Annotated in this window: 18 protein-coding genes and 3 tRNA genes; 10 read left to right on the plus strand and 11 right to left on the minus strand. The window is 59.8% G+C overall.

The window, feature by feature from the left end; translation table 11 throughout:
- Positions 1-189: 189 nt before the first annotated feature.
- From RHSP_RS21565 to RHSP_RS21590, 6 genes are all read right to left on the minus strand, one after another.
- Positions 190-1,149, minus strand: coding sequence for a DUF2167 domain-containing protein (locus RHSP_RS21565; protein ID WP_004122620.1), 960 nt, complete (start codon positions 1,147-1,149; stop codon positions 190-192).
- Positions 1,150-1,219: 70 nt separating this feature from the next.
- Positions 1,220-1,843 (minus strand): leucyl/phenylalanyl-tRNA--protein transferase, encoded by a 624-nt coding sequence (aat, locus tag RHSP_RS21570; protein WP_037153595.1) that lies wholly within the window; start codon positions 1,841-1,843, stop codon positions 1,220-1,222.
- A 3-nt stretch (positions 1,844-1,846) separates the two neighbouring features.
- Entirely contained in the window at positions 1,847-3,199 is a 1,353-nt protein-coding gene (accC, locus tag RHSP_RS21575; RefSeq protein WP_200863284.1) for an acetyl-CoA carboxylase biotin carboxylase subunit, read from the minus strand.
- Positions 3,200-3,203: 4 nt separating this feature from the next.
- Positions 3,204-3,674: an acetyl-CoA carboxylase biotin carboxyl carrier protein gene (gene accB / locus RHSP_RS21580; protein ID WP_037153598.1), complete on the minus strand. Its 471-nt coding sequence runs from the start codon at positions 3,672-3,674 to the stop codon at positions 3,204-3,206.
- A 24-nt stretch (positions 3,675-3,698) separates the two neighbouring features.
- Positions 3,699-4,136 carry a type II 3-dehydroquinate dehydratase gene (aroQ, locus tag RHSP_RS21585; protein ID WP_037153600.1) on the minus strand — a complete coding sequence of 146 codons (438 nt, stop codon included), beginning with the start codon at positions 4,134-4,136 and terminating at the stop codon, positions 3,699-3,701.
- A gap of 181 nt (positions 4,137-4,317) precedes the next feature.
- Positions 4,318-5,085, minus strand: coding sequence for a DsbA family protein (locus RHSP_RS21590; RefSeq protein ID WP_004122626.1), 768 nt, complete (start codon positions 5,083-5,085; stop codon positions 4,318-4,320).
- Positions 5,086-5,298: 213 nt separating this feature from the next.
- Here RHSP_RS21590 and RHSP_RS21595 point away from each other — a divergent pair, with 213 nt between their 5' ends.
- Positions 5,299-6,456 carry a pyridoxal phosphate-dependent aminotransferase gene (locus RHSP_RS21595; protein WP_004122628.1) on the plus strand — a complete coding sequence of 386 codons (1,158 nt, stop codon included), beginning with the start codon at positions 5,299-5,301 and terminating at the stop codon, positions 6,454-6,456.
- Between the two features lie 175 nt (positions 6,457-6,631).
- Here RHSP_RS21595 and RHSP_RS21600 read toward each other — a convergent pair whose 3' ends face one another.
- Positions 6,632-9,529: an Rne/Rng family ribonuclease gene (locus RHSP_RS21600; protein WP_037153603.1), complete on the minus strand. Its 2,898-nt coding sequence runs from the start codon at positions 9,527-9,529 to the stop codon at positions 6,632-6,634.
- A gap of 629 nt (positions 9,530-10,158) precedes the next feature.
- Between RHSP_RS21600 and RHSP_RS21605 the strand changes: the two genes are divergently transcribed.
- The 3 genes from RHSP_RS21605 to prfB all read left to right on the plus strand — a co-directional run bounded on the left by RHSP_RS21605 (position 10,159) and on the right by prfB (position 15,395).
- The gene (locus RHSP_RS21605; protein WP_420820100.1) at positions 10,159-11,424 is read left to right on the plus strand and encodes an N-acetylmuramoyl-L-alanine amidase; all 1,266 of its coding nucleotides are present in this window, start codon (positions 10,159-10,161) and stop codon (positions 11,422-11,424) included.
- Between the two features lie 246 nt (positions 11,425-11,670).
- The gene (locus tag RHSP_RS21610; protein ID WP_004122632.1) at positions 11,671-14,136 is read left to right on the plus strand and encodes a penicillin-binding protein 1A; all 2,466 of its coding nucleotides are present in this window, start codon (positions 11,671-11,673) and stop codon (positions 14,134-14,136) included.
- Between the two features lie 127 nt (positions 14,137-14,263).
- Positions 14,264-15,395, plus strand: a protein-coding gene (gene prfB, locus RHSP_RS21615; protein WP_157385402.1) for a peptide chain release factor 2 whose coding sequence is annotated in 2 segments (ribosomal slippage) — positions 14,264-14,332 and positions 14,334-15,395 — 1,131 coding nt in all. Because the reading frame shifts where the segments join, the coding sequence is not laid out codon by codon here.
- Positions 15,396-15,473: 78 nt separating this feature from the next.
- On the opposite strand, the gene RHSP_RS21620 is transcribed toward prfB, so the two are convergent.
- Positions 15,474-16,247 (minus strand): NAD kinase, encoded by a 774-nt coding sequence (locus RHSP_RS21620; RefSeq protein ID WP_004122636.1) that lies wholly within the window; start codon positions 16,245-16,247, stop codon positions 15,474-15,476.
- 166 nt (positions 16,248-16,413) lie between these two features.
- Here RHSP_RS21620 and RHSP_RS21625 point away from each other — a divergent pair.
- The 3 genes from RHSP_RS21625 to RHSP_RS21635 all read left to right on the plus strand — a co-directional run bounded on the left by RHSP_RS21625 (position 16,414) and on the right by RHSP_RS21635 (position 17,319).
- Positions 16,414-16,489: transfer RNA gene (locus RHSP_RS21625), tRNA-Thr, on the plus strand.
- A 132-nt stretch (positions 16,490-16,621) separates the two neighbouring features.
- Positions 16,622-16,891 (plus strand): hypothetical protein, encoded by a 270-nt coding sequence (locus RHSP_RS21630; RefSeq protein ID WP_004122638.1) that lies wholly within the window; start codon positions 16,622-16,624, stop codon positions 16,889-16,891.
- Positions 16,892-17,025: 134 nt separating this feature from the next.
- A complete protein-coding gene (locus RHSP_RS21635; protein WP_004122640.1) occupies positions 17,026-17,319 on the plus strand; it encodes a hypothetical protein in 294 nt (97 codons plus the stop codon).
- A gap of 12 nt (positions 17,320-17,331) precedes the next feature.
- Here the strand turns inward: RHSP_RS21635 and RHSP_RS21640 are convergent, their stop codons facing one another.
- A complete protein-coding gene (locus RHSP_RS21640; protein ID WP_004122642.1) occupies positions 17,332-18,021 on the minus strand; it encodes an AprI/Inh family metalloprotease inhibitor in 690 nt (229 codons plus the stop codon).
- 39 nt (positions 18,022-18,060) lie between these two features.
- Positions 18,061-18,969: a 23S rRNA (guanosine(2251)-2'-O)-methyltransferase RlmB gene (rlmB, locus tag RHSP_RS21645; RefSeq protein WP_004122646.1), complete on the minus strand. Its 909-nt coding sequence runs from the start codon at positions 18,967-18,969 to the stop codon at positions 18,061-18,063.
- 199 nt (positions 18,970-19,168) lie between these two features.
- Between rlmB and RHSP_RS21650 the strand changes: the two genes are divergently transcribed.
- Both RHSP_RS21650 and RHSP_RS21655 read left to right on the plus strand, forming a co-directional pair.
- Positions 19,169-19,253: transfer RNA gene (locus RHSP_RS21650), tRNA-Tyr, on the plus strand.
- A gap of 24 nt (positions 19,254-19,277) precedes the next feature.
- A tRNA-Gly gene (locus tag RHSP_RS21655) sits at positions 19,278-19,351 on the plus strand.
- Positions 19,352-19,623: 272 nt separating this feature from the next.
- Here RHSP_RS21655 and RHSP_RS21660 read toward each other — a convergent pair.
- The gene (locus tag RHSP_RS21660) at positions 19,624-19,863 is read right to left on the minus strand and encodes a hypothetical protein (protein WP_004122649.1); all 240 of its coding nucleotides are present in this window, start codon (positions 19,861-19,863) and stop codon (positions 19,624-19,626) included.
- A 183-nt stretch (positions 19,864-20,046) separates the two neighbouring features.
- Here RHSP_RS21660 and RHSP_RS21665 point away from each other — a divergent pair, with 183 nt between their 5' ends.
- Entirely contained in the window at positions 20,047-20,478 is a 432-nt protein-coding gene (locus tag RHSP_RS21665; protein WP_004122652.1) for a DUF3597 domain-containing protein, read from the plus strand.
- Positions 20,479-20,887: the final 409 nt, after the last annotated feature.

Here is a 20,887-nt window from a genome sequence, read left to right on the forward strand (position 1 = left end):
GGCCACCACCCGATGAACATGAATATGCTTCGAGGGACAAGCTGTCGCCACGACGCACTGGGTGAAACTGGATGAGACCGGTATTTACAAAGGCAAAGTAGAACCTCTATGCGCCAACGCTCTTCGCGTCGAGCGATAGCAAATAACAACCGGCGTTTGAAGCCATAAAAATTTCAGGCTGGGATTGTTTCAGGCGCCCGTATTTCCCTTGCGGCGAAACAGGCCGAGAATCTTGCGTCCGGCGGCAACGACACCCACCAGAATGACAACCAGCCCCTTCTTCAGAGCGAGCAGGGCGACACCAAAACTCTTGAAGAAGCCGAGAACGATCGCAAGGAAACCAAGCTTTGCCGCGATCTTCACACCGGCACCGGCGGCGATCATCCCCGCCATGCTGTATGCGGCGATCTTGTCGCCGTTGACGAAGTCGGCATAGCGCTTGCCGCTGTCATACTGCACGGTATTGATGACGTTCGGAATCGCAGCATTGATCTGCTGCAGCTGGTTGAGCCCGGCGATGAATTCGAGCTCCGTGACACCCTCGCGGCCGAGAACGCGAACCGAGTAGTTCAGCGTATGCCCGCCATTCGGATCCTTGCCGAAGATCAGGTCGCGAGCCCAATGCAGCGCATGGGTCGCCTTGTCATAGCGCGGTGGTTCCGCCCAGCCGACGAGCGTAACCGGATCGTAGCCTTGCTGTTCGCGTTCCGGATTTTCCTCGTTGATCGCATCCTGGATTTGTTTCAGCAGTGCATTGTAGTCCGTCGATGCTGCATCGTCGTCGGAAACGTGGCCGCTGTCCTCATAATCGATCAGCGCGCCCCATGATCGCTGATCGGTCGGTGGATATTGTGCTGGAAAGATCATGCCGAGCGTGGTGCCGGCCGCACTCTCCGGATTGCCCCAGAGCTGCACCAGCACTCTCCTCGAGTCATCCGGATTGAGATAGTAGAACTGATCCGGAATGTTCAGTGTCGCATTTGCCGTGGAAAGTCTGATTGCACCTTGCTGGAAATTCAGCTGCTGTAGCACAACGCCCTGCGGTCCGGCCGGCGGCTCGGCGCCGAATATGTCGTGAAAAGATTTGGCGTCAGCAGGTGCAGCGACGGCCAATGCGGCAAGCAAGACGATTGCAAAATGATTCCTCAAGATTCTACCCCCGGCTGTTGAGTCGAACTTAGGGCACTTACCATTGGAATCAATTCAGTTCGGGAAATTATCAACCGTTTGAGAAGCTGAGATTGGGCGATTCCATCGCCTTTTCGAGCAGTTTCGCATAGTCGTCCTTCCGCACGTCGATTGCGCCGAATGTCTTCAGGTGCTCGGTGGTGAACTGGGTGTCGAGCAGAGTGAAGCCGCGTTGCCGCAGACGCTCGACGAGATGGACGAGGCAAATCTTGGAGGCGTCCGTGCGGCGGGAGAACATGCTCTCGCCGAAGAACGCCGAACCGAGCGAGACGCCGTAAAGCCCGCCGACCAGTCTGTCGCCCTCCCATGCCTCGACGGAATGCGCATGGCCGATATGGTACAGGGTGAGATAAAGCGAACGGATCGTCTGGTTGATCCAGGTGCTCGGCCGACCGCTTGTCTGCTCGGCGCAGGCCGCGATCACGCCCTCGAAATCCGTATTGAAGCGAATGTCGAAGGGATTTTGGCGGATCTTCTTAGCGAGGCTCTTGGATACGTGGAACGTATCCAGCGGGATGATGCCCCGCAATTCCGGCTCGACCCAGAAGATCTCCGGGTCATCGGCCGATTCCGCCATCGGGAAGAGCCCGATGGAATAGGCGCGCAACAAAATCTCCGGAGTAACGCCGGGATGTCTGCTGCGCGTTCCTGGCACGGCCTAGGCCGAGGTCTTGGCCAGGTAGTCTTCCAGCCAATGGATATCGTAATCGCCATTGGCGATATCCTGATTGGAAACCAGATCCTGGAACAGCGGCAAGGTGGTCTTGATGCCGTCGACGACGAATTCGTCGAGCGCGCGGCGCAGGCGCATCATGCATTCGACGCGGGTCCGGCCATGCACGATCAGCTTGCCGATCAAGCTGTCGTAGTAGGGCGGGATCCGATAGCCCTGATAGGCGCCGGAATCGATGCGCACGCCAAGGCCGCCGGGCGCATGGAAATGTGTGATCGTGCCGGGCGACGGAACGAAGGTGCGTGCGTCTTCGGCATTGATGCGGCATTCGATGGCGTGGCCATGGAAATGCACTTCATCCTGCGTCACCGAAAGACCGCCGCCGGAGGCGACACGGATTTGCTCGTGCACAAGGTCGATGCCGGTAATGGCTTCCGTGACCGGATGCTCCACCTGCAGGCGGGTGTTCATTTCGATAAAATAGAACTCGCCGTTTTCATAGAGGAACTCGATGGTGCCGGCGCCGCGATACTTCAGCTTCTTCATGGCGTCGGCGCAGATCTTGCCGATCTTCATGCGCTGCTCGACGTTGAGTGCTGGAGAATTTGCCTCTTCCCAGACCTTCTGGTGGCGGCGCTGCAGCGAGCAGTCGCGCTCGCCGAGATGGATCGCATTGCCTTCGCCGTCGCCGAACACCTGGATTTCGATGTGACGCGGCTTGCCGAGATACTTTTCCATGTAGACGGATTCGTTGCCGAAAGCGGCGCCCGCTTCCGTGCGAGCCGTCGTCCAGGCTTCGATCAGGTCCTCTTCGGTGCGGGCGACCTTCATGCCGCGGCCGCCGCCGCCGGCGGTTGCCTTGATGAGCACGGGATAGCCGATCTCGCGTGCGGTCCTCAGCGCATCCGCCTCGGTCTTCACCTCGCCGTCGGAGCCGGGAACGACCGGAATGCCGAGCTGCTGCGCCGTTGTCTTGGCGGTGATCTTGTCGCCCATGATGCGGATATGCTCCGCCGTCGGCCCGATGAAGGTGATGCCGTGCGCCTCGAGAATATCGGCGAACTTCGCATTTTCCGAAAGGAAACCGTAGCCTGGATGCACGGCGTCGGCGCCGGTGATTTCGCAGGCGGCGACGATCTGGTGGATGTTGAGATAGCTTTCGCGCGACTGCGGCGGGCCGATGCAAACGCTCTCATCCGCAAGCCGCACGTGCATCGCGTCCGCGTCGGCGGTAGAGTGCACCGCAACGCTCGCAATGCCGAGCTCCTTGCAGGCGCGCAGCACGCGCAGGGCGATCTCTCCGCGATTGGCTATGAGAATCTTCGAAATCATGGGCATGGGCTTACTCGATGACCACGAGGGCTTCGCCGTATTCGACCGGACGTCCGTCCTGAACGACGATTTCGGTTACCGTGCCGGACTTCGGCGCGGGGATCTGGTTCATCGTCTTCATCGCTTCGATGATGAGGAGGGTCTGACCCTCCTTGACGGCCGAACCGACCTGGATGAAGGCGGCCGAGCCTGGTGCCGGCGCCAGATAGGCGGTTCCGACCATCGGTGCGCTGACGACGTTGTCGGGATTGCGGGTTTTGCCTGCGGGAGCAGCAGCCGGTGCTGCGGCAGCGGCGGCAGGAGCGGCAAAAGCAGCCGGGGCGGCGATCGGAGCCTGCACATATTGCATGGTGCCGGCACGCGACACGCGGATACGCATATCTTCCTGCTCGACTTCGATCTCGGTCAGATCCGTCTCGTTGAGAATGTTGGCGAGATCGCGAATCAGCGCCTGGTCGATACCCGATTTCTTTTCAGCCATTGGATTTCTTGCCCTGTATTTTTGTTATTGGGTGATGGATTTCAGCGCATGAAGCGCCAGGATGTAGCTATGAGGTCCGAAACCGCAGATCATACCCTTAGCGGCGGGCGCGATCATCGATTTGTGCCGGAATTCTTCGCGTGCGTGGATGTTGGAGATATGCACCTCCACGACGGGAATGGAAATGGCGCGGATTGCGTCATGCAACGCGATCGACGTGTGCCCATAGGCACCGGGGTTGATGGCGACGCCGGCGGCCTTGTCGCCTGCCTCGTGCATCCAGTCGACCAGCACGCCTTCGTGATTGCTCTGGCGGAAATCGACGATAAAGCCCAGGCTTTGGCCCACGGACTTGCAATCTGCCTCGATATCCTTGAGCGTCTTGCCGCCATAGATGCCCGGCTCGCGCTTGCCGAGAGCGTTCAAATTGGGTCCGTTGAGGACAAAAATAGTTTGCGCCATCAGTGGTTCCGTCAAAGTGCAGCGCAACCTATAGACTCCCGAGACCATATAGGAAAGCCCCGGAGCGCAGGTTGCGTGTCTCTAGGTGTGGAAACGCCGCGATTTTGGCATTTTTGAGCCCCATCGGAATCCAAGGGGTTTCGATGAGGCCTCGAATGAAGCGCGACGTCGGGTGGTGATCTTAGCAGGCGGTCTTGCCGCAGCTACGGACGTTGGCAATCTTCTCCTGGATGGCTTCGAGCCCGATAGCGCCCGAAATGGTTTCGTTGCCGATGATATAGGCGGGGGTGCCGGTAACGTTCAGATCGGTGGCGAGCTGATAGGTTGCCTTGATCATATTGTTGTTGGGGCTCTTCGTCATCTCGGTACGGATGGCCGCTTCGTTGACGCCGAGAGAGCTTGCAACTTCGATCGCGCTGTCTTCCGATGCGCGACCGTCGCTGCCCAGCAGCTTGTGATGGAACTCCGCATATTTTTCGGGTGCAAGCTTGCGGAATGCATTGGAAACCCGCGATGCGGCAACCGAATCCGCCCCAAGGATCGGGAATTCCTTCAGCACGAAGCGAACGTCCTTGTCCTGCTTCAGCAGCTTGTCCATGTCGCCGAGCGCGTGGCGGCAATAAGTGCAGTTGTAGTCGAAGAATTCCACCACGGTGATGCTGCCCTTCGGATTGCCGATGACAACATCATCCTTGGAGTTGAAGATGGCATCCTTGTTCTGGTCGATCACCTGGGAGGCTTGAGCGAGGCGAGCGGCATCCTGCTTCTTTTCCAGTGCTGCCTGTGCATCCAGCAGGACCTCCGGATGCTCGACGAGGTATTCCTTGATGAATTCCCCGATTTCCTTCTTCTGCTGATCGTCCAGTGCGGCGGCGGGCTGGATTGCCGCGAAGGACGCTGCGAGGGCAATCGTCGAAACCGTCAGCAGGCTTTTGAAAGAAAAGGTCATTGGGTCCTCGTTTTGAATTTCTGCAGAAACTTCATTCTCGGATGCGGCATAGCACCGTCGGGTTAACATCCGCAAATATGGATGGGCAATTTACGGCGCATGCCTATTTCCAGAAATAGGAAATTTCACGACAAAGCCGCAATCGCAGGATTGTGAACGGTTCGATATTGCGGCAAATGTCGCTCGGCAATCTGATCCAAGAAAGAGTTGATCTTGTTTTCCTTATCCAAGCGTAGCGATGTCGAACCCTTCCACGCCATGGATGTGCTGGCCGAGGCGACCCGGCGGCGTCAGGCAGGGCACCCGGTGATATCGATGGCCGTCGGCCAGCCGTCCTATCCGGCGCCCCAGGCAGCCCTTGAGGCGGCGCGCGCTGCCCTCGGTCACGGACGGATCGGCTATACGGATGCCCTCGGGACGCTGGCGCTGCGCCAGGCGCTCTCCGCGCACTACACGACGCGTCACGGCCTGTCGATCGACCCCAAGCGCATCGCCATCACCACCGGCTCCTCGGCGGGCTTCAATCTCGCTTTTCTGACCCTGTTCGATGCCGGTGACAGCGTTGCCATCGCTCGCCCTGGCTATCCCGCCTATCGCAACATTCTTGGCGCGTTGGGGCTCGATGTCGTCGAAGTGCCGGTGACGGAGGAGACGCAATTCACCTTGACACCGGAAAGCCTTGAGGCGGCGCAGGCGGCCCGCGGCAAGCGGCTCAAGGGCGTGTTGCTGGCAAGTCCGGCCAATCCGACCGGCACGGTGACGGGCAGGGCGGCGCTTAAGGCACTCGCGGATTATTGCGCCGACCGTTCGATCGCCTTCATCTCCGACGAAATCTATCACGGCCTGACCTTCGTCGGCGAAGAGACGAGCGCCCTGGAGCTGACCGACGAAGCGATCGTCATCAATTCCTTCTCGAAATATTATTGCATGACCGGTTGGCGCATCGGCTGGATGGTCTTGCCGGAGCGGCTGGTGCGCCCGGTCGAGCGTGTCGCCCAGAGCCTTTACATCTCCGCGCCGGAACTCTCCCAGATCGCCGCCGAGGCGGCTCTCGGTGCCGGCGCCGAACTCGATGTCTATCGGGAGAGCTATGGCCGCAACCGCGACTTCCTCATGCGCCGCCTGCCGGAGATCGGCTTCCAGATCGCCTCGCCGATGGACGGCGCGTTTTACGCCTATGTGGATGTCAGCCGCTTCACCAATGACAGCATGGTCTTTGCCCGCAAGATGCTGGCTGAGATCAACGTTGCCGCGACACCCGGTCTCGATTTCGACCCGGTCGAGGGGCATCGCGTGATGCGGATTTCCTATGCCGGCTCGAACGCCGAGATCGAGGAAGCCACCGAACGCATGGCTGCCTGGCTGAAATAGAATCCCCGATCAATGGGTTGCATCAATCTGCGAAAGTGATTTCGCAGACCGCGAATTCGTTTTGTCGCGCGGCTCCAAAGCCCGCCGGCCTGTCAAGACAAACCGTTTGCCGACATAAAAATCCGGCCGTGTTGCCACGGCCGGATCATAAGCATTCTGTCTGAATTTACAGCTCTCAGAAGAAGCCGCGGCGCTGCCACCAGCCAGCCTTCTTCGGCTTGGTCGGCTCACCATCGCCATCGCCGCCCTCATTGGCGCGGTTGGAGGTGACGACCGGTGCGGAGGAGGCAACATTCGACTCGCGATTGGCGCGTGCCGGCTTGGCTGCTTCTTCCGAAGCTTCGGGCGCTGCAGGCTCGCTGATATTGTCCAGCGCTTGCACGCTCTCGGCCACGGTTTCCTTTTCGGCGTCGGCTACGGGAGCTTCTTCCACAGCGGGCGTCTCGACCGGCGAGGCTTCGGCAGCTTTCGCCTTCCGGCGGCTGCGACCCTTGGCGGGCTTCACATCTTCGGTGACGACAGCAGCGGTCTCCACGGCTGCCATGGCAGGCTGGCCTTCGACTGCGGCTTCACCCTCGGAGACGGCGATTTCCGCGGCAGCTACAGCCACTTCTTCTTCGCCATCGGTCGCGGCTTCAGCAGCTTCGTCGACATCGGATTCCTCTTCGCCGCTTGCTTCCTGTTCGCTGCCCTCGTTTTCACGGTTGCGGCGACCGCCACGCTTGCCGCGACGGCGGCGCTTGCGCTTCTGCTGCGCATCGTCGCCATCGGCGGATGCTGTGGCATCGGCGCCGGCGTCATCTTCACCCTCGTCGCCTTCTTCTCCGTCTTCGGCGGCTTCTGCCGCAGACGTGTCGTCGGAGACGGTGCCGGTCTGAGCGTCGTTGCCACGGCCGCGACGGCGGCGGCGACGCTTGCGCTTGCGGTTGCCTTCATTGCTCTCGGAGCGAGCGGCAGGCTGCTCGGTGCTTGCAGCCTTTTCCTCCAGCTCTTCGTCTTCTTCCTCATCGGCTTCGATGACGATATCGTCGTCATCGTCTTCAGGGATCGCTGCGAAGTTGAACAGGCTTTCGATCTTCACCGGATTGGCAACCGGCTCTCCACGATCGATCGCGAAATGCTGCGTGCCGACGGCAGTGTCGGCATCGATGACGATGGCGACACCGAAACGATTTTCATAGTCGATGATCGTCTGACGCTTGTGATTAAGGAGATAGAGCGCAATGTCCGGCGTCGTGCGCACGGTGATATCGTGCGTCGTATTCTTGAGCAGATATTCCTCGATGCCGCGCAGCACGTGCAGCGCAACCGAGGACTGCGAGCGCACATGGCCGGTTCCGCCGCAATGCGAGCAGATCTGCGTCGTGCTTTCCAGAACCGAAGCGCGGATACGCTGGCGCGACATTTCCAGGAGGCCGAAATGCGAGATGCGGCCGACCTGGATGCGGGCGCGATCGTTCTTCAGGCATTCCTTCAGCTTCTTCTCGACAGCGCGGTTGTTGCGCTTTTCTTCCATGTCGATGAAGTCGATGACGATCAGGCCGGCAAGGTCGCGCAGGCGGAGCTGGCGCGCGATTTCCTCGGCCGCTTCCAGGTTCGTCTGAAGCGCGGTGTCTTCGATCGAATGCTCGCGGGTCGAGCGGCCGGAGTTGACGTCGATCGAAACCAGCGCTTCCGTCTGGTTCATGATCAGGTAGCCGCCGGAGCGCAGCGTCACCTGCGGCTGCAGCATGCGATCGAGCTGCGCCTCGATGCCGGAGCGCGAGAAGATCGGGTGAATGTCGCGATAGGGCTGAACCACCTTGGCGTGGCTCGGCATCAGCATCTTCATGAAGTCTTTCGCTTCACGATAGCCTTCTTCGCCGGCAACGATGATCTCGCCGATGTCCTTGTTGTAGAGGTCGCGAATCGAGCGCTTGATCAGGCTGCCTTCTTCATAGACGAGGCAGGGAGCGGTCGAAGCGAGCGTCAGCGTGCGGACGTTTTCCCACAGGCGCATCAGATATTCGAAATCGCGCTTGACCTCGACCTTGGTGCGGTTGGCGCCGGCGGTACGCAGGATGACGCCCATGCCTTGCGGCACTTCGAGCAGCTTGGCGATTTCCTTGAGGCGCTTGCGGTCCTGCGGATTGGTGATCTTGCGGGATATGCCGCCGCCGCGCGCTGTGTTCGGCATCAGAACCGAGTAGCGGCCTGCGAGCGAAAGGTAGGTCGTCAGCGCCGCACCCTTGTTGCCGCGCTCTTCCTTGGCCACCTGCACCAGCAGGATTTGCCGGCGCTTGATGACTTCCTGAATACGGTACTGCTTGCGCGGCTTGCGCTGCACGCGGTCCGGAACCTCTTCCATCGCGTCTTCTGCGCCGACGGATTCGATCACTTCCTCTTCATGGTCGTGATCGTCATCATCGTCGTCATCGTGACGGCGCTTGGAGGTTGCGACATCCTCGGAGATCGAATCGCTTTCGACCATCGCCGCCATCGAGCCCGAGGAGCCTTCCTCGTCTTCGCTCGGCGCATCGACGGTGGCCGTCGCCTCTGGGGCGGGTGTCTCTTCGGTGGGAGCTTCTGCTACCGCCTTCTTGCGGCTGCGGCGCGGCTTGGCCGCCTTCTTCGCGGGCGCTTCCTCGGCAGGTGCCGCTGCTTCCGGAGCGATCGCCTCTTGCGCGATCCCTGCGGGCGCTTCTGCTTCGTCGTCCGCCTTGGGAACGATGCCGATATCGGGCTGTTCCTGCTGCGAAAGGTCGAGAGCCGTCTCCACATGCTCGACATCGTCGTCGCGGCGATGCTCTTCGGCCTCGGCCTTCAGCAGCGCCTGACGGTCGGCGAGGGGGATCTGGTAGTAATCTGGGTGAATTTCGGCAAAGGCCAGGAAGCCGTGCCGGTTGCCGCCGTAATCGACGAAAGCCGCCTGAAGCGAAGGTTCGACCCTCGTTACTTTTGCGAGATATATGTTGCCGCGAATTTGCTTCTTGTGCTGCGACTCGAAGTCAAATTCCTCTATGCGGTTCCCGCGAACGACAACGACGCGCGTCTCTTCCTCGTGAGACGCATCGATAAGCATTTTGTCTGCCATGAAAGCTGTGCTCCTCGGCGCCGGCAAGCGGAAGGGGGCCTGCCTGTCACGGGGACAAGCCGGATATGTTCCGCAGTTGCTGCACCGGATAATGAAAGTCGCGATGGCGTATTCGGAGATGACAGCATCCAGACGACAGCCGGGGCGTTACTTCCCTGGGGTCTGTTCACTTTTTGAAAAAGCTGCTGCGGTGACATCCGTAACCAAGCGAGATCGACTATGCCTTAGACCCACAAAACTGGGTCCGATGAATGTGCTCTCTAAAGAGCGTTTGGTGGCTCTCCACCGATGAACTTCCTGTTTGAAACCGGAAATTCAGATATCCACTGTTTGGAGCAGAAGCACTGCAGACGTCGGATGAATGCCGCTTATGGCGCCTGGTACTCGAGGCGGCTGCCGTTGCGACGACTCTATCCCGTCAACACTTCTACCCTAATATGCGTTGTATGTTTTATCTGTCACAATAGCAAGGGAAAAGCCAAGTATGCCATAATATTGATGGATTCCTCGGATGAGGAGGACGAGGGAGGATGTGTTGCGATTCTCTCCCAGGCGCATCGTCAGCCGGCGCCCATCACGTCAGACCTGGTTCCCGTTATTGGGACTTCAAAAACAACGTCAAAACCAATATGGGGCGCGTTGGACACTTGTTAAAGGGATTGCTGCATGCGGTGGAGAGTGGCGTGAAGGCTTTGCGATTTGCGACGGCGGCCTTCGCCCTGACGATGCTGGTAGCATTTGCGCCATCCGGGCCGGCTTCCGCCGCCGATTCCTTGCTTGCCTATGGCGCGCGCATAGCGGGCGATGATGCCCGTACGCGCATCGTCATAGACATGGATCGCGAGCCGACCTTCACGGTGCACTATCTCGACAATCCCGTCCGTGTCGTCGTCGATCTTCCGGCAACCGCATTCGGCTTTCCGGCTGCCAATCTCAAGCCGGCCGGTCTCTTCAAGGATATCCGCTACGGCACCATGGACGCCGACAGCGCCCGCATTGTGCTGACGGCCAAGAAGCCTGTGAAACTGGTCATGGCCAAAGCGCAGGCCGATGAGGGCGGCAAGGGGCATCGTCTTGTGCTCGACGCCGAAATGCTGCCGGCCGAGCAATTTGCAGCGCTGGTGAAGCAGCAGAGCTGGACGGCCTCCGATACCACCAAGGATGTCGGTCCAGTCGAGCCGACGCAAAAGGCCGATCCGAATACGTTCCTCGTGGCGGTCGATGCCGGTCACGGCGGCATCGACGCCGGTGCGACCGGCACCGACGGCGCGACCCAGGAAAAGGATATCACGCTGGCTTTCGCGAAGATTTTCGCCGGCAAGCTGAACGCGCAGCCCGGTATCAAGGCGTTTCTGACGCGCGACAAGGATCAGTATCTCTCCCTTTCCGAACGCGTGACGATCGCCCGGCAGAATCACGCCTCTCTCTTCATCTCGCTGCATGCCGATACGCTGAAGCAAAAGGATATCCGCGGCGCGACTGTCTATACGATCTCGGACAAGGCTTCGGACCGTCTCGCCAGCGAGGTGGCCGACCGTGAAAACGACTCCGACCGGATCGCCGGAACCGAGGCTCAGGCACAGCCAGCCGCCGTCGCCGACATTCTGATGGATCTGACCCGCCGCGAGACGCAGGCCTTCTCCATTTCGTTGGCGCAGGACGTGCTGTCCTCGTTCAACGGCCAGATTTCCATGATCAACAATCCGCATCGCCACGCCGGTTTCCAGGTCTTGACGGCACCGGATGTGCCTTCGATCCTGCTCGAACTCGGCTTTCTCTCCAACAAGGAAGATGAAAAGCTTCTGCTCGACGCGGATTGGCGGCAGAAGGTGGCCGATCGGCTGACAGAAGCCGTGAAGCAATACCGCGTCTCGGTCATCGCGAATGGCGGCTAGGCGGCTCAGCCGTGGCTTCCGTGTAACAGCGGCGAACTTTAGAATCGAATGAAGTTGGGAATAGAGGAGCCAAGCCCTATTTTGCTCACATTCCCGCCTTTACAGCGAAGTATCATTCGCTCACGAGTGACGCGCGGCTTTGTCTCACTGCCGTCTTGCATTAACACCGTGAGCGTGCAAAACGCCCGTCGTTATGCGGTTGTCCCGCATACATGGCGCATGAAGAACAAGCACCGGTAGTATCATATGATCAGACTGATTGGATATTTCTTTGGGCTAGGCTGCCTCCTGTTTCTGGGTGTGGCTGCGGCTGCGGCGATCTATCTGAGTGTCGTGTCCAAGGAACTTCCGGACTACGAGGTGCTGGCGAAATACGCGCCGCCCGTGACGACGCGCATACATGCCGGCAACGGCGCGCTGATGAAGGAATATTCGCGCGAGAACCGGCTTTTCGTGCCGATCCAGGCTATTCCCGATCGCGTCAAGGCGGCTTTCCTTTCCGCTGAAGACAAGAATTTCTACAATCACCCCGGCGTCGATGTCGGCGGCCTCATTCGCGCCGTGGCAGTGAACCTTCAGAATATCGGTTCCGGCCGCCGCTTCGTCGGCGCATCGACCATCACGCAGCAGGTCGCCAAGAACTTCCTGCTTTCGGCCGACCAGACCTTCGACCGCAAGATCAAGGAAGCGATTCTGTCCTTCCGCATCGAGCAGGCCTATAGCAAGGACAAGATTCTCGAGCTCTATCTCAACGAGATTTACTTCGGCCTCAATTCCTATGGCATCGCCGGCGCGGCGCTCACCTATTTCGACAAGTCGGTCAACGAACTGACCATCGCCCAATCGGCCTATCTGGCGTCGCTCCCGAAAGGCCCCGCCAACTACAACCCCTTCCGCCGCGCCGAAGCAGCGCTCACCCGCCGCAACTGGGTGATCGACCGCATGGTGGAGAATGGCTATGTCAGCCAGAGCGATGGCGAAGAGGCAAAGAAGCAGCCGCTTGGCGTCGTGCCGCCAAAGAGCGGTCCGTCACTCTTCGCTTCGGACTATTTTGCCGAAGAGGTCCGCCGGCAGCTGATCGATCAATATGGCGAAAAGACCCTTTATGAAGGCGGTCTTTCCGTTCGCACGTCGCTCGATCCGCAGATGCAGCTCCAAGCCCGAAAGGCGTTGCAGGACGGTTTGATCGATTATGACCAGCGTCGCGGCTATCGCGGCCCGATCAAGCAGATCGCCACATCGCAGGACTGGGGTGCAGAGCTCGCCAAGGTTCCCGGGCTGAGCGACGTGCCGGAATGGCAGGTAGCCGTTGTCCTTTCTGTATCCGACCAGGAAGTCGATATCGGATTGCAGCCGCGGGTCGACGCCGGCGGTAAGGTCTCGACGGACCGCAAGCGCGGCATGATTGCCGCTGCCGACATGCGCTGGGCTTTCCGCGCGGCCAATAGCAGCAAGGTCGCCAAGTCTCCAAGCGGCGTGCTGAGTGCTGGTGACGTTGTCTTCGTGGAGAAGACAGGCAATGCCGATTCGAGCAGCTATCGTCTGCGTCAGCCGCCGAAGGTGCAGGGTGGTCTGGTCGTTATGGATCCGCATACCGGCCGCGTGCTCGCCATGGTCGGTGGCTTCTCCTATGCGCAATCCGAGTTCAACCGCGCCACGCAGGCCAAGCGTCAGCCGGGTTCGTCCTTCAAGCCTTTCGTCTACGCTGCTGCGATGGACAACGGCTATACGCCGGCCTCTGTCATTCTCGACGATCCGCTGCAGATCACGCTCAGCAATGGCGATGTCTGGAAGCCGACCAATTATGAAGGCGAGGGCGGTGGCGTCCACACGCTGCGCTTCGCCATCGAACACTCGCGCAATCTGATGACGGTTCGTCTCGCCTCCGACATGGGCATGCCGTTGGTTGCCGAATATGCAGAACGCTTCGGCATCTACGACCATATGAACCCGGTTCTCGCCATGTCGCTCGGCGCTGGCGAGACGACGGTGCTGCGCATGGTTTCGGCCTATTCGGTCATGGCCAATGGCGGCAAGCAGATCAAGCCGACGCTGATCGACCGCATCCAGGACCGTTACGGCAAGACCATCTTCAAGCATGAGGAACGCGTCTGCGACAGCTGCAACGTCAGTGCGTGGCAGAATCAGGATGAGCCCGTCATCGCCGACAACCGCGAGCAGGTCCTCGATCCGATGACGGCCTATCAGGTCACGTCGATGATGCAGGGCGTCATCATCCGCGGCACGGCCGCGGGCAAGATCAAGCTCAACACCGATGTCGCCGGCAAGACGGGCACCACCAACGACGAGAAGGACGCCTGGTTCGTCGGTTACACGCCGAGCCTCGTCGCTGGCCTCTACGTCGGATACGATACGCCGACCCCGCTTGGTCGCGGCGGTACTGGTAGCGGCGTTGCGGCGCCGGTCTTCAACGAGTTCATGCAGGCTGCCACCAAGGATCAGCCACCTGAAAAGTTCCAGGTTCCCGCCGGCATGACGATGGTGGCCGTTAACCGCGCGACCGGCATGGCGGCGCAGCCGGGCGATCAGGGCGCCATCATGGAGGCCTTCAAGCCCGGCACCGGCCCGGCCACGAGCCTGCAGGTCATCGGTGGCGGCGAGGCCGCTGCACAGGTCGCGCCGGAGGAAATTCTGAGGACCTCGCCGCAGGCAAACCAGGCGGTCACCTCGGGATCGGGCGGCCTCTTCTAAGTCCATCCCAATTTGATCGATCATCATGCCGCGGGGCTTTACACCGGCGGCATGTATATCTATGTCACCAGCACTCTTTGAATTGGATGGCCGTTCGCATCGAGCGGCGAGATGAAGAAGCAGGATCATGAGAGCCGAAATCGAGAAAATAGTCGACGAAACCAAGCAGGCTATCACCCTGCTGAGGAGGCATCTTTGACTGGGATCAGGCCGTAAGACGACTGGACTGGTTGAACAACAAGGCGGAGGATCCGACCTTGTGGAACGATGCTTCCGAGGCGCAGAAGCTGATGCGCGAACGCCAGCAGCTTGATGACGGTATCAACGGCGTGCGCGCTCTCGAGCAGCAGCTCGCCGACAATATCGAGCTGATCGAGCTTGGTGAGGAAGAGGGCGATGCCGACGTCGTGCGCGACGCCGAGGAAGCCCTGAAGGCCCTGAAGGCCGAGGCGGCACGCCGGCAGGTGGAAGCCATGCTGTCGGGCGAGGCCGATTCCAACGATACCTACCTCGAAGTCCACTCCGGCGCCGGCGGCACCGAGAGCCAGGACTGGGCGAACATGCTTTTGCGCATGTATACCCGCTGGGCCGAACGCCAGCGCTTCAAGGTGGAATTGCTGGAAGTTCATGACGGCGAAGAAGCCGGCATCAAGTCCGCGACGCTGCTCGTCAAGGGACACAATGCCTATGGCTGGCTGAAGACCGAATCGGGCGTGCACCGCCTGGTGCGCATCTCGCCCTATGACAGCAATGCGCGCCGCCACACGTCGTTCTCGTCGATCTGGGTCTATCCGGTCGTCGACGACTCGATCCAGATCGAGATCAACGAAAGCGATTGCCGCATCGATACCTACCGATCGTCCGGCGCCGGCGGCCAGCACGTCAACACGACCGATTCGGCCGTGCGCATCACGCATATCCCGACCGGTATCGTCGTGCAGTGCCAGCAGGAACGTTCGCAGCACAAGAACCGCGCCAAGGCCTGGGACATGCTGCGCGCCCGCATGTACGAGGCGGAGTTGATGAAGCGGGAAGAGGCTGCCAATGCCGAAGCCGCCTCCAAGACGGATATCGGCTGGGGTCACCAGATCCGCTCCTACGTCCTGCAGCCTTACCAGCTGGTCAAGGATCTGCGCACAGGCGTCGCCAGCACCGCTCCGGGCGACGTGCTCGACGGCGATCTCAACGAGTTCATGGAAGCCGCGCTCGCTCATCGCATCAGCGGCGCGGCCGACGCTGTTGTCGATGACGTCGAGTAATTTCGAATAAATCGAATAAGAAGAAGCCCCGGAGACGGGGCTTTTTTATTGGCGTCGCAAGCATTGCAAGTGTCAGGTTTAATCCGAAAACTGCTCTGCCAGAATCCTGTCCGACCATGACCGGTCCGGATCGGAAAGGATGCGCGCCGTGGTATCCTCGCTCTGAGTGATGCGGACGCCGACAACCGATTTGACCTCGGTATTGTCGGCTGCCGCATTGACCGGACGCTTTTCCGCTTCCAGCACGGTGATATCGACCGTTACCTTGTTTGGAAGCAGGGCGCCGCGCCAGCGGCGAGGGCGGAAGGCGCTGACCGGCGTCATGGCAAGCAGCGGCGCCTCGAGCGGCAGGATGGGGCCATGGGCGGAGAGATTATAGGCGGTGGAGCCTGCCGGTGTCGTCACCATCAAGCCATCGCAAATGAGCTCCGGCAGACGGACGCGGCCGTCAATCTCGACCTTCAGCTTTGCCGTCTGGTAGGACTGGCGAAACAGCGACACTTCGTTGATGGCGAGTGCAATGCAGGTAGTGCCATCGGCATTGCGTGTGGTCATCTGCAATGGATGAAAAGCGTTCTCGACAGCGGCTTCGATGCGTTCCGCCAGACCATCCGTCCGATAATCGTTCATCAGGAAGCCGATGGAGCCACGATTCATGCCGTAGACGCGCTTGCCGGTATTCATCGTCTTGTGGAGCGTCTGGAGCATGAAACCGTCGCCGCCGAGCGCAACGACGATATCGGCCTCTTCCTGCGGCGTCTGGCCGTAGAGGCGAATCAGCTCTTCCTGGGCCGCCTGTGCTTCCGGAGCAGGCGAGGCAACAAAACAGACGGATTGAAAATGACGCGACATGCAATGCCCTTCTAATGATCATACTAGGTAATGGTATTCCCCCTATGCGACAAGACGTTTTGCAAAGACTGGTAAATCCCGTCCGGCTTCTGAGCGGGGATACTGAAGAAGGTGGCGGATTTTCTCTTTACACGAGATCAAAATCTGCTACTTGGCATGCCGATGTGCCCTTGTAGCTCAGTTGGTAGAGCACCTGATTTGTAATCAGGGGGTCGCGGGTTCGAACCCTGCCGGGGGCACCACCTTTTCCCGGGAACTTCGCCGTCTTGATGCTCCTCGCTATGGAAAATGAGCGATGGCAGACTAATATGTGGGTGCCGGACACCTTCGGGATGTCCGAGCGATCCTCAACATAATCCTGTCCCTGGAAAAACATGACCAGCAAGCCCAAGAAGCCCAAACTCGAACATTCCGAGCTCTCTGGTGAGTTCACAGAAGACGGCGTGACCGTTTTGGTCGATATCTTTCGTCCGGCCGGCACCAATGCCGACTGGCGGATGGAAGTCATCACGCCGGAAGAGGACCTTATCGAATGGGAGGAGCCTTTCGCGACAGACCGCGAGGCCTTCGATGAGTTCCTGGCGACGGTGGCCCGCGATGGCATCAGGTCATTCTTCGACGAGGCTGACCCGGCGATTCACTGAGCTTGCCTCCTTAGTTCGCTGAATTCGCCTGTCACCTCGGGCTTGCGAGGTGCTCGCCGGTTCGATGCGGGCTCATTTACAATGCGCGAAATAGGCATACACTTCTGCCGTCAATGGCGAGTGAGGATATGCTCATGCGCGCGATGTCGAGGCATGCCATGTTGGCTTTGCCGTTTGTCGTAATCACGGTGACCGCAAGCGCGCCGGCGCTGGCCGGCGAGAACTGCTATTGCAAGAATACCGATGGAAAACAGCATGCGGTCGGCGAGGTCGCATGCATGACCGTGGGTGGCAAGAGCTATCTTGCGCAATGCGAGATGAATCTCAACGTCACCTCATGGTCGAAGCTGCAGGAGGGATGCCCGGTCACCGAGAGGTCGGCCTGGCAGCAATCGGCGTGGCATAAGCAGCCGATTGCAGTCCAGTGAACATGGTCGGCTCTATTTACGCACCAGCAGAAGCGGCTCGCCTTCCTCTTCTTCGGATTTCTGGAAAGTGCCGTCCGGCTTCATGTCGAAGGAAAGCGAGGAGCCGTCGCTGCCCAGCATCACAAGCCCGAAGCCTTCCGCAGCCCAAAGCGTAAGCTTGAGGTCGCCGATCTCGCTGGCGCAGTCGCCATTCGGTGACATTTTGGCGGTGCCGTCCGGATCCTTGTCGGTCGTCAGGGTGATATCGCAGACGAGCTTGCCATCCGGACGCTGGATGCGCCATGCGCCCGCAAGGCTTGCGGCAGTCGGTACGTGATCGACGTCGCCGAGCGCAGGCAACAGCCATGTGGGATTACCGCCCTCGCTCTGCCAGGGCGAGCCTTCTTCCTGCTGGAAGCGCATGAGCAGCGTGCCCGCAGCATCGGCGATGGCAAGCGAACCGTCGTCGGTGAAATTCCACATGGTGGCCGTGGCGAGAGCGGGCAGCGGTGTTGCGCACGCGTCCGCGCCCGTGATTTCGTAGCCGCTGGAGACCGCATTCGTTCCGAAGGTGAGGCGGCAGCCCTTGGCGCCGCTTTCTGGCGCGACCAGCCAGGTTCCAGCCTGACCCTGGATGAGTTCGCTATCGGCCGCCCGAGCCGGCTGAACCACTGTAAAAGCGAGGGCGACAGAAACCGCCGCGAGACCGAGAACACGGATCAAAGCAAATTCTCCCAACGTGCCGCGGCGGCCAATGCACCGCTATGATTTGAGATAGGATCGCGTCGCATATAGCGCGATCGCAGCTGCGTTCGAGACATTGAGCGATTTGATGGCGCCCGGCATGTCGAGCCGCGCCAATGCATTCACCGTCTCCCGGGTCTTCTGGCGCAAACCCTTGCCCTCCGAGCCGAGGACGAGGGCGATCTTGTCGCCGCTGAACGTTCCTTCCAGCGGCGCCGGACCTTCCGAATCAAGGCCGATCGTCGTGAAGCCGAGCCGATGCAGTTCATTGAGCGCATCTGAGAGATTGGTGATCTGTATATAGGGGATGAGTTCGAGCGCGCCCGAGGCGGATTTCGCCAGCACACCCGATTCGGTCGGGCTGTGGCGCTGCGTGGTAATCACCGCGCCGGCATCGAAGGCCACGGCCGAGCGCATGATTGCGCCGACATTGTGCGGATCCGTCACCTGATCGAGAACGAGCAGCAGCGGGCTGCCCTTCAGCGCTTCGAGACGGCGAACGGGCAGGGGACGCGTTTCCAGCATCACGCCCTGATGAATCGCTTCCGGCCCCAGCACCTTGTCGATATCCTGAGGTGAGACGATCTCGACGGGAACGCCGAGGGAATCGACCGGGCCTATTTCCAGCCGCACCAGCGCGTTCTGCGTCGTCGACAGCTTGATATTCTTGCGCTCGGGATTGTTAAGGGCGGCGCGAACCGTATGCAGGCCGTAAAGGAAGACCTGGTCGGGCGCCAGCGCCGGCGGCTTCCAATCATCCGCGCCCGCCCGCTTGCGCTTCTGCGGCGCTGGCGTCGGAATTTCACCGCGCTCGCGTTTTGCGTCGCGATGGGCGCGGCGCAGGGTGGCGTAGTGCGTGTCCTTGGCGGACTTGTCGCCAGCGGTGTTATCGGGGCCGGAGCGGCCGGGTGTTTTGTCTTTGCTCATGCGGCTTTATAACCAGCGCCTTCCCGGGCGCATAGTCCTCTTTCGGCCGCAGACTTTTCCCACAGCCTGAAATTTTTTCGTCATTTTTGCCAATTCCTTGTGTTGACAGACGGAAATCGTCCGGTCATATACGCGGCGCAGATGACGGCGGCGACGCCAACGTCTAGCAAGCTTGGTCGCAAGATCCAGTCGGAATACTGGAGGGATGCCCGAGTGGTTAAAGGGGACGGACTGTAAATCCGTTGGCTCAGCCTACGTTGGTTCAAATCCAACTCCCTCCACCATTCCGCGCCGGATCTTGACCACCCGCGGGTATAGCTCAATGGTAGAGCAGCAGCCTTCCAAGCTGAATACGCGGGTTCGATTCCCGCTACCCGCTCCAAGCCTCTCAATCATCTAGCTATATTTGGTTTCGGTCGGCGTTGTCGGTCGAGTTTGTATTGGCGTTTGCGGTATATGGCAACTGCTTGCCAACTGGCTGCCGTGGCCATGCCGGCGAGGGGCCTTTGCCGGGTAAAGCGGTGCAGGATCGCAGACATTCTCCCCAACCCGTCGCATCGGCAGTTTTGGTGCCATGTTGGAGTTTACCGATAGGCACCGCGTAGAGGTGTTTGGCTGTCTGCGGTAGGCACGGCTCCGCCGTGCCGATCGATCTCAGGCGGCGTTCAGATCGGCTATCTCGCCGTGCTTTGCCAAGAGGCGAGGAGACGACATATCGCCAGTTTCGTCGTCGACCATCACAGCATAGGCCGCGACGCCGACGAATCGAGCTGCCATGGACGCTGCGATCTTCTCTGCAGATGGGATGCTTGAAGCCTGTCGCATCTCGCCTGGAACAAGGTTCCCGCGGTTCTTTCGGTACGGCAGGATAATAAATTTCTCAGCGGTGCTCATGACGTCTTCCCTATTTTGTTCACAAAATGTTCCGGTTTTGAGGAAGAGTCAAGCGCGTGGAAAATGCTGGAGAGCCCTTTTTTTCAACCTGCCTCGTCTCAAATTGCATATTTGACATGAAGGGTTGCTTATATCTGCGCGAGCGATAGATATTGCTCAGGCAACCGAAACGGGAGAGCGCAAATGGGTATCTTCGACAAGATCAAGGGTGCAATCTGGGGCGAGGCAAAGGCTGCTGAGGCTGCTCCGGCTCCAGCGCAGACCACGGCAGCGACCGCGAATCCGGAGGCTGCTGCAACGCCGGCTCCTTCGGCGACCACGGCAGCAACATCGCCCGCGACCAGCGCGCCTGCCGCTCCGGTCGATATCGCCTCGATCCTCGATGCCGCCGTCAGGAAGAGCGGTCAGAAGCTCGATTGGAAGCACTCGATCGTCGATCTGATGAAGGCGCTCGGCATGGATGCGAGCCTCTCCGAACGCAAGGAGCTGGCGCAGGAGCTCGGCTATACCGGCGATGCCGGCGATTCCGCCAAGATGAACATGTTCCTCCACAAGGCGCTTCTGATGAAGCTCGCGGACAATGGCGGCAAGGTGCCTGCCGATCTTCTCGATTGACGAGTATCCGACGCCGGCCTCAGCCAATGTCGCCGGAGTGAAATGTAACCCGCGGCCATAGATAGTCATCGTCGCTTTATGATTTTGCGCTCTTGCCTTCGGGCAAGGGCGTTTTTGTTTGTCGCCGCCGGCATTTCCGTCAGGTCGCGTCGATCGCCGCCATCTGGAATTTTATCCCGAGCGTTCCTATCTAACTGTCTGAACCGGCAAATGCTTTTATGTTTTTCCGGATCGACTGACGAAGCTTATGCGGCGAAGGAAAATCGAAGGTTGCGGATCGCATGCCGCCGCCTGGACTTCCCCGACGATGGGGCCTGCAATTAAGTCTTGCGCAAATGCGATGAAAGCCTTAAACGGCGGCACTAAACCGGTTCGCCGGGGTCACTCATTACGTTCATAGGAAGCATTC

The sequence above is a fragment of the Rhizobium freirei PRF 81 genome (assembly GCF_000359745.1).
GTDB classification, from domain to species: domain Bacteria; phylum Pseudomonadota; class Alphaproteobacteria; order Rhizobiales; family Rhizobiaceae; genus Rhizobium; species Rhizobium freirei.